The organism is Streptomyces sp. NPDC001070, from assembly GCF_053598835.1.
This window is the reverse complement of record NZ_JBSFLB010000012.1, coordinates 124115-138198: the sequence shown is the minus strand read 5'-3', so window position 1 is coordinate 138198 and position 14084 is coordinate 124115. Positions and strand designations below refer to the sequence as shown.

11 protein-coding genes are annotated in these 14084 nt (G+C 73.5%); 7 read left to right on the top strand and 4 right to left on the bottom strand.

What is annotated here, in order from left to right; translation table 11 throughout:
* The first annotated feature begins 110 nt into the window (after positions 1 to 110).
* A complete protein-coding gene (locus ACWDAS_RS16965; RefSeq protein WP_450390967.1) occupies positions 111 to 1490 on the top strand; it encodes a sensor histidine kinase in 1380 nt (459 codons plus the stop codon).
* 308 nt (positions 1491 to 1798) lie between these two features.
* Here the strand turns inward: ACWDAS_RS16965 and ACWDAS_RS16960 are convergent, their stop codons facing one another.
* Both ACWDAS_RS16960 and ACWDAS_RS16955 read right to left on the bottom strand, forming a co-directional pair.
* The gene (locus tag ACWDAS_RS16960; RefSeq protein WP_450390965.1) at positions 1799 to 2305 is read right to left on the bottom strand and encodes an SUKH-3 domain-containing protein; all 507 of its coding nucleotides are present in this window, start codon (positions 2303 to 2305) and stop codon (positions 1799 to 1801) included.
* Positions 2302 to 2796 carry a YwqJ-related putative deaminase gene (locus ACWDAS_RS16955; protein ID WP_450390962.1) on the bottom strand — a complete coding sequence of 165 codons (495 nt, stop codon included), beginning with the start codon at positions 2794 to 2796 and terminating at the stop codon, positions 2302 to 2304. The genes ACWDAS_RS16960 and ACWDAS_RS16955 overlap by 4 nt, the downstream gene beginning before the upstream one ends.
* Positions 2797 to 3109: 313 nt before the next feature.
* Here ACWDAS_RS16955 and ACWDAS_RS16950 point away from each other — a divergent pair, with 313 nt between their 5' ends.
* From ACWDAS_RS16950 to ACWDAS_RS16935, 4 genes are all read left to right on the top strand, one after another.
* Entirely contained in the window at positions 3110 to 3685 is a 576-nt protein-coding gene (locus tag ACWDAS_RS16950; protein ID WP_450390959.1) for a hypothetical protein, read from the top strand.
* A gap of 77 nt (positions 3686 to 3762) precedes the next feature.
* Entirely contained in the window at positions 3763 to 4749 is a 987-nt protein-coding gene (locus ACWDAS_RS16945) for an HNH endonuclease (protein ID WP_450390957.1), read from the top strand.
* A gap of 8 nt (positions 4750 to 4757) precedes the next feature.
* Entirely contained in the window at positions 4758 to 7151 is a 2394-nt protein-coding gene (locus ACWDAS_RS16940) for an SUKH-4 family immunity protein (protein ID WP_450390955.1), read from the top strand.
* Between the two features lie 91 nt (positions 7152 to 7242).
* Complete coding sequence (locus ACWDAS_RS16935) at positions 7243 to 8187, top strand: cellulose-binding protein (protein WP_450390952.1); 945 nt, start codon at positions 7243 to 7245, stop codon at positions 8185 to 8187.
* Here the strand turns inward: ACWDAS_RS16935 and ACWDAS_RS16930 are convergent.
* Positions 8172 to 8756, bottom strand: coding sequence for a Uma2 family endonuclease (locus tag ACWDAS_RS16930; RefSeq protein ID WP_450390949.1), 585 nt, complete (start codon positions 8754 to 8756; stop codon positions 8172 to 8174). The genes ACWDAS_RS16935 and ACWDAS_RS16930 overlap by 16 nt on opposite strands.
* A gap of 4 nt (positions 8757 to 8760) precedes the next feature.
* Complete coding sequence (locus tag ACWDAS_RS16925) at positions 8761 to 10281, bottom strand: MFS transporter (protein WP_450390946.1); 1521 nt, start codon at positions 10279 to 10281, stop codon at positions 8761 to 8763.
* Between the two features lie 331 nt (positions 10282 to 10612).
* On the opposite strand from ACWDAS_RS16925, the gene ACWDAS_RS16920 reads away from it, so the two are divergent.
* The gene (locus tag ACWDAS_RS16920) at positions 10613 to 11401 is read left to right on the top strand and encodes an ABC transporter ATP-binding protein (protein WP_450390943.1); all 789 of its coding nucleotides are present in this window, start codon (positions 10613 to 10615) and stop codon (positions 11399 to 11401) included.
* A complete protein-coding gene (locus ACWDAS_RS16915) occupies positions 11398 to 13977 on the top strand; it encodes an ABC transporter permease (RefSeq protein ID WP_450390941.1) in 2580 nt (859 codons plus the stop codon). The genes ACWDAS_RS16920 and ACWDAS_RS16915 overlap by 4 nt, the downstream gene beginning before the upstream one ends.
* Positions 13978 to 14084 lie beyond the last annotated feature (107 nt).

The following is a 14084-nucleotide window of genomic DNA, read 5'->3' as shown; positions in this document are numbered from 1 at the left end:
CGGCGGCATTGTCAGGACCGCGCTGTCCGACGGCACAAGGATAGGTCCGGGCCGCTCCCCGGACCGGGGCTGACCGCCAGGCGGACACCGTCGCGTCTACGCTGGTCCGTATGAGTACGACGGGGGAGTACGTACCGGACGGGGCCGGCGGACGAAGCCGGGGGGCCGCCGGGCCGTGGTGGTGGGCCAGGCGGCGCAGCATGGTGCTCGACGCGTCCCTGGCCTGCGTCTCGGCGGTGGAATGTCTGGTCGAGGGCGTGGCCTTCGCCGAGAAGACCGGGATCTCGCCGGTCGTCACGGGTCTGTTCGGCCTGCTGGTCGGCTCGCTGCTGGTGCTCCGCAGACGCTGGCCCGTACTGGTCGTCCTGGTCTCCATCGCCGTCACGCCGGCCCAGATGGGGATACTGCTGAGCGTCGTCGGCCTCTACACCCTGGCCGCGTCCGACGTGCCGCGGCGGATCATCGCCGTGCTGTCGGGGATGACCATGCTCGGCACGCTGATCGTCACCTTCCTGGAGATGCACGGCGACCTCAGCGGTGCGGCCTACCACGCCCCGCTCGCCGTGGTGGCGCTCACCTCGGTCCTCGCGGCGGTCGGCGTGACCGCGCCGCCGGTGCTGCTCGGCCTGTACGTCGGCGCCCGGCGGCGGCTCGTGGAGAGTCTGCGGGAGCGCGCGGACGGCCTGGAGCGGGAGCTGTCGCTGCTGGCCGAGACGGCCACGAGCTCCGCCGAGCGGGCCCGCATGGAGGAGCGCACCCGGATCGCGCGCGAGATGCACGACGTGGTCGCCCACCGGGTGAGCCTCATGGTCGTGCACGCGGCAGCCCTCCAGGCGATCGCCGTCAAGGACCCGGAGAAGGCCTCGGCCAGCGCGCAGCTCCTGGGCGACATGGGGCGGCAGGCGCTCAACGAACTGCGCGAGATGCTGGGCGTCCTGCGGACCGAGCCGGTGTCGGCGGCCCTGGGGGCGGCCGGTGCGGCGGGCGGGCCGGGAGCGGCGGGGGTCACGGGTGTGCGGGGGGCCTCGCGGGCCCCGGCGGCGGGTGCGGAAACGATTGCGCCGGCGCCGGCCGCCGTCGTGGAGGCCGTCCCCGAGGACGACTCGGGCCCGTGCCTGGCGGAGCTCATGGGGCTGCTCGACGAGTCGCGGGCGGCGGGGATGGAGGTCGAGCTCACGGTGGAGGGCGAGGAGCGCCCGCTGGCGGCCCGCGTCGAGGCCACGGTCTACCGGGTCGTGCAGGAGGCCCTCACCAACGTCCACAAGCACGCGCCCGGCGCCCGGGCACGCATCCGCCTCGCCTACCGCGAGGCGGAGGTCGCGGTCCTGGTGCAGAACGGTCCCTCCGACGGTGCGCCCGCGCTGGTGCTGCCCAGCGGAGGGAACGGGCTGGTCGGCATGAAGGAACGTGTCACCGCGCTGGGCGGCGGCTTCGCCGCGGGAACGACGCGCGAGGGCGGGTTCCGCGTCTCCGCGATGCTTCCCGCGTAGCGGTACGGCCCGGGTGCGTCTGTGCGGGGCGCGGTTGTGTGAGCGGTGCGCGCGGCGTCGAATGATGTGGACGTGGACCGCGAGCGCTGAGGACGTGCGCCGGCGCGGCACCGACCCCACACGCACTCGGCGAGGCGGTCACTGACCGTGCCGGATGGAGGCACCCCCGGCCGAAGGTGGGGGGAGGGAGGGTGGACGGGAGAACCGCCCGCCGCAGGCGCGAACGAGCCGCACACGACGACGGGCCGCAAGGGGCACCTCCCAACAGCAACCACAACGGCGCCGCACACAACGAACGGGCGGCGCCGTCAGGTCGTGAGGCGGTGGGGCCGGGAGCCCGTCGTGAGGGTGCCCAGGGCCGCGTCGATGGTGGCGCCCAGGTAATAGTCACCGGTGTGGTCGACGCAGTAGACGCGTCCCTCGGCGTCGATCGCGAGCTGGCCGTGCCCCGCGGACTCCTCCCCGAGGGGTGCGACCTCCGTGTCGAGCGCGCTGCCCAGGTCGCCGAGGGTGCGCGCGAAGTGCAGTCCGTGCAGCGGGTCGACACGGACCGCGCTGGGCGCGACGTGGCGGCCCGGGGAGGAGACGGCCGGCACGGTGAGGCCGCCGAATTCCGCCCAGGCCTCGACCGCGGCGGGGAAGACGCTGTGCCGGTGGCCGCCGGGGGAGACATAGGCGCGCAGCGTGTCGGCCCAGATCTCGGCCTGCTGGATGTCCCAGCGGCCGGGCTGCCAGCCTGCGGAGCGCAGGGCCGCGTCGACCCCGACGGGGAAGCGGGTCGACGCGTGCCGGGTGTTGGTGTTCGCGGGGTTCATTCGGCACCGGCCTCCGGGTCGAAGGCCCGCACGCCGAAGTGCGCGAGCAGGGTCTGGCAGGAGCGGCACGGCGGGGCGTAGGTGCCGTGCGCGGGATCGCCGTCCTCGCGTATGCGGCGGGCGGTGAGCCTGGCGCCCTTGAGGGCCTTGCGGGCCTCGCCGCCCGTGAGCGGCTTGCGCGCGGCGCGCTTGCTGCGGGCGCCGTCGACGGTGGTGAGGTACCGGGACAGCAGCAGCGGCTCGGGGCAGCGCCCGGTGAAACGCTCACGCTGAGCGACGGGAAGGGCGTCGAGCACGTCCTGGACCAGGGGGTGGAGCGGGGGCGGCAGGTCGGCCTTGACGCCGGTGCAGGTGAGGACTTCGTCCTTGACGGACAGTGCGGCGGCGACCGCCGGCAGGATGCCGTCGCGGCGGTGCCGCAGCACCGGCGGCGGTGGCGATTCGTCCGCTCCCCAGTTCAGCCGCGGGTCCGCGGCGCCTCTCGTCAGCATCTTCAGTACGGCCCTCCGATCCGTCCTCCCGAGGAGGACGTCCCCCTATGTGCGCAAGACTGCCAAACGGACGAGGCGTTACGGAAGTCTGTTGTGAGGTGAGAGGTTTACTTTGTGCCGGATGTCACGGCACTGTGGGGAGATGTGTATCGCAGTCCGATGTGCTGCCGCTGTGGCGCTCCTTGCGTTGGCCAGTGGTTGTACGGATAGTAGCGTCGGGCCGGACGGAAAGGCTGCCAAGGCGCGCGAGAACGGCCGGGATTCGACCACCGCCTCCGCCGGACGCGGCCAACACGCGCTCACTCAGGAGGAGTTGCAGGCGGCGCTGATCACCTCCGCCGATGTTCCGGGCCATGTGGTGACCGGGAGCGCCGGCGCCGCCGGAGTGCTGGGCCCCGACGAGGCCCTCACCGCCGACCGGCCCGCGTGCCGGCCGCTGTCCGACCCCGTGAGCAGCCGGCCCGCCCTGCCGCGGACCGCCCATGTGACGGCCACGGTCACCACGCGGCAGGCGCTGGGAGGCGGTGGCGAGTTGGACCTGCTGCTGCTCTCCGCCCACCGGCCCGGCGACGCCGGGAAGGTCGTGAGCGGGATCGCCGGCGCCCTGAAGGGGTGCGCGGCCTTCGGGATGACCGACGGCGCCGGGCACACGCGGCAGTTCGCCGTCCGCCGCGCGAAGGCGCCCGCCGTGGGCGACGACGCGATCGCGTACGTGATGACCGACACCGGCGACACGACGAGCGGCACCGCCACCGTCACCGTCGTGCGTACCGGCGCGGTCACGGCCACCTATGTCACCGTCAAGCTGTCCGGGGACCCCGGCGGACCGTCCGTCGCCGTCGCCCGCGCCCAGCACGGAAAACTCGCGGCGGCCGCCGCGAACCCGTGACCGGAACCAGCGGAAGCGCCTATTGCCACACCCCATAGGCTGTGCCCAACACCAGATCCAGCATGGGGGCATCCGCAATGACGACAGGTCGGCTCGGGCATCGGGCCGCGCCACCGAACGCGGCCTACGCCGGTCAGATCGTGCACTTCCCCGACCCGGTGCGGCGCGCCCGCCATCCGCAGGGCGTACGCGTGGACGAGCGCGGTTTCCCCGACTTCTCGCCCTACGCCCGCGCCGCGGCCGAGATCGCCGAGCCGCCGGACGGCTTCGGCATCGACGAACTCCGGCTGACCGACTACGTGTCGGCCAACGCCGCGCTGCACGCCGCGGGTCACGAGCTGTGGGGCAGCCTGCCCCCCGTCGCCACACCGCACGGCTGGACCTGGCACCACGTCGTCGGCAGCCGTCGTCTGGAACTGATCCCCGCCGAGGTCAAGTCCTTGCTGCGGCACCACGGTGGCCTGGCCACCACCGCCTCCGCCGACCACGACAAGCGTGGCACCCGCCCGCTCCAGGAGACCCGGCCGGTCCACTTCGGCCTGCGCAAGGACGGAGTCGCCGTCACCGAGCAGCAGGTCCGGGACGTGGAGGAGGAGCTCGGCTACCGGCTGCCCGGCGCGTACCGCACCTTCCTCAAGGCGGCGGGCGGCAGCGCGCCGCGCGGCGTCGCGCTGCTGCCCATGCTGGGACTCCTGGTCGACCAGCCCTTCTTCACCGTGCGGGACGAGGCGTCCGTCAACGACCTCGTCTACGTCAACAAGTGCCTGCGGGACCACCTCACCAAGGACTACCTCGCGATCTCCTACGTCCAGGGCGGCGTGCTCGCCGTGAAGGCGCGCGGCGCCGACCTCGGCTCGATGTGGATGTGCCCGTACGACGACGTGCGCGACGCCGACGGCGCATTCGGCTCCACCGAGGAGCGGGTCGCCGGGCTGCTGCTGCCCTGCGGTGAGGACTTCGACGCCTTCCTGGCCGCGCTCGCCGGCGACCCGCCGGAGTTGTCGACGGTGGCGAACCTGATGGTGGACGGCGGCTTCGCCCGTGCCGTCCCGGTGGAGGGGTGAGGGCAGGAATGGTCACGTTCGCGGAGGCGCAGGAGCGTGCCGAGCGGTGGATCAACGCCGACGTCCCGGCCTACCTCGCCCGTGAGGTGAAGGTGCGGGAGTTCGACCAGGGCTTCGTGGCCTGGTCCGAGCCGAGGGACGGCGGCCCGACCTCGGACGACGGGGAGACCCGCCTCGTCATCGCCCGGGACAGCGGCGAGGCCACGCTCTGGCCCGCGTTGCCGGTGGGCGAGATCATCCGCCGCTGGGAGGAGCTCTACGGCGCCGCGGCCGACGCGGTCGCGGACGCGGTTCCGGAGCCGCCCCGGCGGATCGACCTGGAGGCGACGTCGTTCCTGCTGAGCCCGCCGCAGTGGCTGCAGGACGCCGCCGACCGGCTCGGCATCCCCGACCGCCGCGGCGAGGCCGGCGCCGCGGGCGCGGGGGAGCCCACGCCGCCCCCGGTGAGGCCGGTGCCGGTCGCGACGTCCGGCTCCGACGCGCCCACCCAGCCGTACGTCCCGACCCCGACCCCGCCGATGCCGACGGCCTACAGCGGCGCGCCGACCCCGCCGCCCGCGGCGTGGCGGGACACGAACAACAACGAGGGCGCCGGGGTGTCCGTGCCGCCGCCGGCGACCGTGTACGCGCCGCCGATCAGCGACTCGGACGACGCCCACACACCGCCGCCCATGACCAGTGCCGAGGCCAGCACCGAGCGGCTGCCCGGCGTGGCCGAGACCGGCACACCGCTGCCGCGGCCCCAGGCGCAGGCCGGGTACGGCCACCCGGGCGCCTCCACGGGTGCGCCGCCCCCTCCGCCTCCGCCTCCGCCCGTTCCGGGCCCGGGTGCCTACGGCTACCCGGGCGGCTCCGCCACGCCTCCGCCGCCGGGGCCCCCGCCGGCGCCCTCTCCGTTCGACGGCCCGGCGGTGCCGTCACCGCACGCGGCCCAGCAGGGCCCGCCCCCGCCGCCGCCCGCGCCGTCCACCCCCGTCAGGCCCGCGAGAGGCGACGTGCACCACGCCGCGACGATGCTGTCCCGCCCGGACGGCCCGCCGCCCCCGCCGCCGCCCGGTCCGGCCCGCGGCGCCGCCGACGTGGCCGCCGCAGAGACCGCCAAGGCCGGTCCGCCCGGTCCGCCCCCGCCGCCGCCCGGTCCCGGGGTACCCGGCACCCCGGCCGCGGGATACGTGCCGACACAGCTCGTGCAGGCGCTGCCCCCGAACGAGCCGCCCGCACCGCCGGCGCCGTCGAAGCCCGCGGGCGGGGACGTGCACCAGGCCGCGACGATGCTGTCCCGCCCCGACGGCGGCGCCGGTGCGGCACCGCCGCCCCCGCCCCCGCCCGGCCCCCTGGCGGGCACGCCGCAGCCCCCGGCGTACGGCTATCCGCAGCCGCCCCAGCCGCACGCGCAGACCCAGCCGCCCACCGGGGCGCCCACGGTCGGCCCCGGCTACATGGCCGTACTCCGCTACCGCGCGCAGGACGGTTCCGAGCAGCAGCTGATCCGCCGCTCCGCACCCGGCACGCCGCACCCGGAGTGGCAGATCCTGCACGAGCTGCGCGCCCTCGGCGTGCCGCCGCAGGCGGTGCTGGAGCTGCACACGGAGCTGGAGTCGTGCGACCTGCCGGGCGGTTACTGCGCCCGCATGATCCGCGAGACCTGGCCCCAGGTCCGGATCAGCAGCACCGCCCCCTACGGCAAGGACCACGCGAGCCGCCGCGCGGGCGTCCAGCACCTGCTGACGCACCTCGGCGAGCTGCACCAGGTGGCGAGCGCCCCGGCGCACGCCCACCCGCACCGGGTGCCGATGCCCGAGCCGCACCAGATCCAGCGGGTCCCCCCGATCCCGCTGGACGCGATCGGCCACGAGATGGCGCAGTCCTTCGGCCCGCAGGGCGTGTTCCGCTTCGACCAGCGGTCGGTGGCCCGCCAGGGCGTGCCGGACATCGTCGCGCAGACCCTGACCTGGTCCGGGCTGCCGGTGGACTTCGGCCCGTTCTTCTGGGCCCAGGCCCAGCCCGGACGGCCGGTGCCCACCCTGGCGGAGCTGGCCGCCGAGCGCGGCGTGCAGCCGGCGCCCGACGCGGGCTCGTATCTGGTGATGGGCAACGACTTCGGCCGCCAGTTGTGCGTCCAGTACGGTACGGCGCACATCGTCGCGGTGCCGCTGGAGGCGGAGCCGAGCGGCGCTCCGGCCGTGCCGCAGTTCGTCAACTCCAGCCTGCCGGAGTTCGCACGCTGCCTGGCGCTGCTCGGGAAGATGTGGCGCTGGCGGCTGAACCTGACGCCGGAGCAGGCGGGCCGCTGGACCGTCGACTTCCAGAACCAGCTGGCCGCGCTCGACCCGGCGGCCGTGGCGTCGCCCGAGCACTGGTGGCCGGTGCTCATCGAGCAGATGTGGGACGGGATGCTGTAGGGCCCGTCCCTGCCGGGACTCCGCCCGGCCCGGTGGGCCGGGCGGAGTGTCGCGTTGTGGGTAAATCGGGCAAACCCCCGAGAATGGGGGTATGAGTACGGCACACCCCCGTGGCGGCCACGGCTTGGCCACCGTCCGTGGCCGCGGGTACCGCACCGAACAGGTCGACCGCTTCCTCGAGGAGCTGTCCGAGGACCGCGACGCCGCCTGGGAGCGTGCCGCGCGGCTCACCGTCCTGGCCAACGAGATGGCCGCGGAGTGCGCCGCGCTGCGCGACGTGGTCGCCACGCTCTCGCCGCCCACGTACGAATCCCTCGGGAAGGGCGCACTGGACCTGCTGCGCCTGGTCGAGGAGGAGGCCGCCTCCGTACGCGAACAGGCAGAGGAGGAGGCCCGGCACGCGCAGGACGCGGCCGAGGCGGCCCGCCGGACGCTCATGGACGAGGCACGTGCCGCCGCGCACGCCCGCCGCGCCGACGCCGACGCGCAGGCCGCCCGGGCTCTGGAGGCGGCCCGCGCCGACGCCGGGCACGTCGTCGGCGAGGCCCGCGAGGAGGCCGGCCGGTTGCGGGACGAGGCCGCCCGGGCCCTCGACGCCGCACGCCAGGAGAGCGAACGCGCCCTGGCCGAGCTGGAGAAGGAGCACCGCGAGCGCTTCGACACCCAGGAGCACGAACTCGCCGAGGGCGAGGCCGGCATCGACGCCCGCCTGGCCGAACTGACCGCCTATGCCGAGGCCATGGTGGACGACGCCCGCCGCGCCCTCGCCGAGACGGAGGACGCGGCCAGGCGCCGTCAGGAGGAGGCCGACGCAGCCGCCGCCGAACTCCTCGCCCAGGCCCGCGTGCGGGAGGAGCGCATCCGTCTCGCCGCCGAACGCGAACTGCGCGAGCACGAGGTCCGCCGCGAGGAGATCCGCGAGCACCTCGCCCATGTCCGCGGCAGCCTCGCCGCCCTCACCGGCCGCGAGGTCCCGGAGCCCGGCGCCCCCGAGGTGCCGGCCCCGTCCCCCGGGGACGATCAGGAACCGTCGTAGGCGGGGAACTCCCCGCTGTCCACGACCCAGGGCCCGACGGGGACGGCGTCCCCGAACGCGTGGTCGTGGCGCGCCCGGTACCGCGGGCCGTCGTCACCGGGCGCCGGCCCCGGGTCGGAGAGGACGGCGAGCGTCTTGTTGCGAGGGTCGATGATCAGGTACAGCGGGATGCCCATGGCCGGGTAGTCCCGGGTCTTCTCGCAGTAGTCGTTCTCCGGGTTGGACGTGGAGACGACCTCGGCCACCAGGGCGACGTCGGCGGGGTCGAGGAACCCGGGCGTGTCGAGGGCCTGTTCGGCCACGACGACGAGGTCCGGACGACGCATGCGCCCTATGGCGGGCGCCTCGATCTCGGGGCCGCTCCAGGCGGTGTGGCCTGCCCATTCGGCATCGTCGTCGATCTGGCGCTGAATTTGGCGTGCCAACCGCATGGCGATCAGTTCGTGCCGGTTGACCGGCGACATCATCATCGTGATGACGCCCTCACCGATCTCCACGGCCCAGGCCTCTTCCCGGGTCATGAGGTCCTCGGCGACGGCCCGCATGCGCGCGTAGGTCTTCGCGTCCATGGCCTCACCGTACCGCCGGGTCCTCCTCCAGGACCGGGAAGCGCCGGGGGGCCACCAGCAGGACGACGGCCAGGGACAGGGCCGCGGCCACGGCGGCGCCGACGTAGACGTGGTCGACCGCGGCGGCGACGGCGCGGCGCACGTGCTCGTCCAGGCGGGCGGCGCCGGCGATGCCGTCGAGGTCGGTGCCGGAGCCGTGCAGGCGGGAGGTGAGGGTGGCGTTGGCCACGGCGCCGAAGACGGCGGCGCCGACGCTCTGGCCGACCTGGCGGCAGAAGAGGATCGACGAGGTCGCCGTGGCCCGCTCGCGCCACGGAACGGTGGACTGCACGCCGACGATCAGGGGGAGCTGGAAGAGGCCGAGGGCCGCCCCGAGCAGCAGCATCACCAGGGCGGGCTGCCAGGCGGGACCGCCATAGGGGAGCAGGACGAGCGCGACGAGCACGGCGGTGGCGGCGGCCATGCCGAGGGCGGCGGTGTTGCGGAAGCCGATGCGCAGATAGACGCGGTTGCTGAGGGCGGCCGAGATGGGCCAGCTGATCGTCATCACCGACAGCACGAAGCCCGCCGCGATCGGCCCGAGCCCGAGCACGGTCTGGGCGTACGTCGGGAGGAAGACGGTCGGGGCGACCATCAGGACGCCGAGCATGCCGAGGGCCAGGTTGACGGCGACGATCACCCGGCGCCGCCAGACCCAGCCCGGGATGATCGGCTCGGCGGCCCGCCGTTCCGCCCACACGGTGAGGGTGCCGAGGACGACGCTGCCGCCCAGCAGCCACGGCCGGGCGGGGCCGCCGTGGACGAGGCCGGTGATCAGCAGCCCGCCGGAGAGGAAGAGCAGCAGGGCACCGGGCCAGTCGACACGGTGCCGGGTGCGTTCGCCGATCGACTCGCGCAGATGACGCGAGATGAGGAACAGCGCGACCGCGCCGACGGGCAGATTGATCAGGAAGATCCAGCGCCAGCTGGCGTACCCGGCGAGCAGCCCGCCGCACAGCGGCCCGAGGACGGCGGAGACCGCCCAGACCGTGGAGATCGCCGCCTGGATGCGGCCGCGCTCCTTCAGCGCGTACAGGTCGGCCGCGACCGTCTGCACGGTGCCCTGGATGGCGCCGCCGCCCAGTCCCTGCACGATGCGGAAGGCGATCAGCCCGGCCATGTTCCACGCCCCGGCGCACAGCACGGAGCCGAGCAGGAAGATCCCGATGCCGGCCAGCAGCACCGGCTTGCGGCCGAAGGTGTCGGCGAGCTTGCCGTAGACCGGGAGGGTCACCGTGACCGCGAGCAGATAGCCGGAGAAGAGCCAGGAGAAGACGGAGAAGCCGCCGAGCTCGCCGACGATCTGCGGGACCGCGGTGGAGATGATCGTGGAGTCCATCGCCGCCAGCGCCATGGCCAGCATGAGCGCGGCGACCACCGGGCCGCGCCGTGCCGGTCCCCGCGTGGCCGCGGTGGCGGCTGCGGTCGCGGTCTGCTCGGTGCGCTCCACGGGACCCCCTGGTGTGTGTACGACACACCATTCCATGCAGGGAGCCTCCGCGCACAGGGGGATTCCGCAGGCCGGACGGCGGGGCTTGAACCTCCCCCGGCTGGAGGATGCAGTCTCGACCCCGAGCCGGGTCACCCGAAAGTCGCAGACCCCCTAGGGGTCACACCGAACTTTCTCCTACCCCCGGTTCGTACCGGCGGAGGACGAGGGCGCCCCCCTGGGCTCCCTAGCCTTCTGGTGGGGCTAACCCCCGGGCCGATACGGAGACCCGCACCATCGTCCCGGCCCCCTCCCCGAAGCCAGTCTTGGTACGCGACGACGCCTGCCGGGAAACGGCGGCAACGACCACTCGAACAGGAGCAATCCAGTGACAACGGCAGTATCGATTCCCAAGTCCGGGGGTAGCGGAGAGCGTACGGCCGTTGCCGCCAGGGCCCGTCAGGTCACCAAGGCGTACGGCTCGGGCGAGACCCGGGTCGTGGCCCTGGACGCGGTCGACGCCGACATCGAGCGGGGCCGCTTCACCGCGATCATGGGGCCCTCCGGCTCCGGCAAGTCGACCCTGATGCACTGCCTCGCCGGTCTCGACACGGTGACCGAGGGACAGATCTGGGTCGGCGACACCGAGATCACCAAGCTGAAGGACAAGAAGCTCACCCAGCTGCGCCGGGACAAGATCGGCTTCATCTTCCAGGCCTTCAACCTGCTGCCGACCCTGAACGCGGCCGAGAACATCACGCTGCCCATGGACATCGCCGGCCGCAAGGCCGACCCCCAGTGGCTGCAGCGCGTCGTGGAGACCGTCGGCCTGTCCGGCCGCCTCAAGCACCGGCCCGGCCAGCTCTCCGGCGGCCAGCAGCAGCGCGTCGCCGTGGCCCGCGCCCTCGCCGCCCGCCCCGAGATCATCTTCGGCGACGAGCCGACCGGAAACCTCGACTCGCGCGCCGGCGCCGAGATCCTCGGCTTCCTGCGCCGCTCGGTCGACGAACTCGGCCAGACCATCGTCATGGTGACGCACGACCCGGTCGCCGCCTCGTACGCCGACCGCGTCCTCTACCTCGCCGACGGCCGGATCGTGGACGAGATGCTGGACCCGACGGCCGACTCCGTCCTGGAGCGCATGAAGGACTTCGACGCCCGCGGGAGGACGTCGTGACCGTCGTCAAGACCTCGATGCGCAATTTCCTGGCGCACAAGGGACGCATGGCGCTCTCCGCCATCGCCGTCCTGCTGTCGGTGGGCTTCGTCTGCGGCACGCTCGTCTTCACCGACACCATGACCTCCACCTTCGACAAGCTCTTCGCCGCCACCGCCTCGGACGTCACCGTCACGCCGAAGGGCGCGCCCAGCAACGACGAGATGCAGATGACCACCAAGGCGGCCACCGTGCCCACCTCCGTGGTCGAGGAGCTGAAGCGGGTCGAGGGCGTCAAGTCCGCGTCGGGCGAGGCCAACAGCCAGACCCTGACGGTGACCGACGCCGCCGGCGAAAACCTCGGTCCCACCTCCGGCGCCCCCACCATCGGCACCAACTGGGACTCCACCGAGCTGCGTTCGGTCGACGTCACCTCCGGCCACGCCCCGCGCGGCCCCACCGAGGTGATGGTCGACGCCGACACCGCCGACAAGAAGCACCTCAAGCTGGGCGACGAGCTGCGGGTCATCGCCATCCCCGGTGAGTTCCGGGCCCGGATCAGCGGCATCGCCACCTTCAAGGTCACCAACCCCGGTGCGGCGGTCTTCTACTTCGACACCGCCACCACCCAGACCAAGCTCCTCGGCGCCAAGGACGTCTTCAGCAGCATCGGCCTGACCGCGAAGCCCGGGGTCACCGACGAGCAGCTGAAGAAGAACGTCGCCGCCGCGCTCGGCTCCGCCGCCGGCTACAAGATCCAGACCCAGGCCGAGTGGACCGCCGAGAACCAGAAGGACATCGCCGGCTTCCTCGACGTCATCAAGTACGCGATGCTCGGCTTCGCCGGGATCGCCGTCCTCGTCGGCGTCTTCCTGATCGTCAACACCTTCTCCATGCTGGTCGCCCAGCGCACCCGCGAGATCGGGCTCATGCGGGCCATCGGCGCCAGCCGCCGCCAGGTCAACCGCTCGGTCCTCGTCGAGGCGCTGCTGCTCGGCGTGGTGGGCTCCGTGCTCGGCATCGGCGGCGGCGTCGGGCTCGCCGTCCTGCTCATGAAGCTCATGGGCAGCATGGGGATGAACCTCGACACCTCCTCCCTGACGATCAAGGCCTCCACCCCGGTCGCCGGGCTGGTCCTCGGCGTCGTGGTGACCGTCCTCGCCGCCTACCTGCCCGCCCGCCGGGCCGGCAAGGTCTCCCCGATGGCCGCCCTGCGCGACGCCGGCACCCCCGCCGACGGCCGCGCCGGCAAGGTACGCGCCGCGCTCGGCCTCGTCCTCACCCTGGCGGGCGCCGCCGCCCTCGTCACCGCCGCGCGGGCCACCAAGGCCGCGGACGGCTCCATGTTCCTCGGCCTCGGCATCCTGCTGACCCTGGTCGGCTTCGTGGTCGTCGGGCCGCTGCTCGCCGGCGTCGTCGTCCGGGTGATCAGCGCGGGCGTCCTGCGGATCTTCGGCCCGGTCGGGCGCCTCGCCGAGCGCAACGCGCTGCGCAACCCGCGCCGCACCGGTGCCACGGCCGCCGCCCTCATGATCGGCCTCGCGCTCGTGGCGGGCCTGTCCGTGGTCGGCTCCTCCATGGTGGCCTCGGCGACCGATCAGCTCGACAAGTCGGTCGGCGCGGACTTCATCATCGCCTCCGACAGCGGCCAGCCGATCACCCCGCAGATCGAGCGGGCCGTCAAGGCCGCGCCCGACCTGGCGCACGTCACCGACTACAAGTCCCTCGACGTGAAGATCACCACCCCCGACGGCGCGGTCTCCGACACCTCCCTCTCGGCCGCGGATCCGACGTACGCCCAGGACCTCCAGGTCAAGACGGTCGCCGGCGAGCTCTCGGCGGCCTACGGGAGCGACGCGATGTCCGTCGGCGAGAGCTTCGCCGACAAGCACCACGTCAAGCTCGGCGACACCCTCACCGTGCGCTTCGCGCAGGGCGACACCGCCAAGCTGAGGATCACCGCGATCACCTCGAAGGACACCGTCTTCGACGGCGGCGCGATGTACACCAACATCACCACCGCGGCGCACTACGTGCCGGCCGACCGGATGCCGATCAACGACATCATGTTCGCCGCCGCCAAGGACGGGCGGCAGGACGCGGCGTACGCCGGGCTGAAGAAGGCGCTGCACGACTTCCCGCAGGTCCAGGTCCGCAACCAGGCCGACTACAAGAAGCTGCTCAAGGACCAGATCGGCCAGCTGCTCAACCTGATCTACGGCCTGCTGGCGCTGGCGATCATCGTCGCCATCCTGGGCGTCGTGAACACCCTCGCCCTGTCTGTGGTGGAGCGCACCCGGGAGATCGGCCTCATGCGGGCGATCGGCATGTCGCGCCGGCAGCTGCGGCGCATGATCCGTCTGGAGTCGATCGTCATCGCCCTCTTCGGCGCCGTGCTCGGCCTCGGGCTCGGCATGGGCTGGGGCGCCTCGGCCCAGCAGCTGCTGGCGCTCCAGGGGCTCGGGATCCTCGAGATCCCGTGGGGCACGATCATCACCGTCTTCATCGGCTCGGCCTTCGTCGGACTCGTCGCGGCGTTGGTGCCGGCGTTCCGGGCGGGGCGGATGAACGTGCTCAACGCGATCGCCACGGAGTAGACCGGGGGGAGCGGGGGCCCGCGGCCCCGGGTACGCGGTTCGCGTGCCCGGGGCCGTTGTCGTGTGCGGGTCCGTTGTGGTCGCTGCGGGGGAGAAGCCGCAACCGC

Excerpts from the sequence above, each read along its gene's own strand:
- ACWDAS_RS16930 (WP_450390949.1), bottom strand. The coding sequence starts at position 8,756 with ATGGACGCGAAGACCTACGCGCGCATGCGGGCCGTCGCCGAGGACCTC.
- ACWDAS_RS16940 (WP_450390955.1), top strand. The coding sequence starts at position 4,758 with ATGGTCACGTTCGCGGAGGCGCAGGAGCGTGCCGAGCGGTGGATCAAC.
- ACWDAS_RS16935 (WP_450390952.1), top strand. The coding sequence starts at position 7,243 with ATGAGTACGGCACACCCCCGTGGCGGCCACGGCTTGGCCACCGTCCGT.
- ACWDAS_RS16955 (WP_450390962.1), bottom strand. The coding sequence starts at position 2,796 with ATGCTGACGAGAGGCGCCGCGGACCCGCGGCTGAACTGGGGAGCGGAC.
- ACWDAS_RS16965 (WP_450390967.1), top strand. The coding sequence starts at position 111 with ATGAGTACGACGGGGGAGTACGTACCGGACGGGGCCGGCGGACGAAGC.
- ACWDAS_RS16945 (WP_450390957.1), top strand. The coding sequence starts at position 3,763 with ATGACGACAGGTCGGCTCGGGCATCGGGCCGCGCCACCGAACGCGGCC.
- ACWDAS_RS16960 (WP_450390965.1), bottom strand. The coding sequence starts at position 2,305 with ATGAACCCCGCGAACACCAACACCCGGCACGCGTCGACCCGCTTCCCC.
- ACWDAS_RS16925 (WP_450390946.1), bottom strand. The coding sequence starts at position 10,281 with ATGGAATGGTGTGTCGTACACACACCAGGGGGTCCCGTGGAGCGCACC.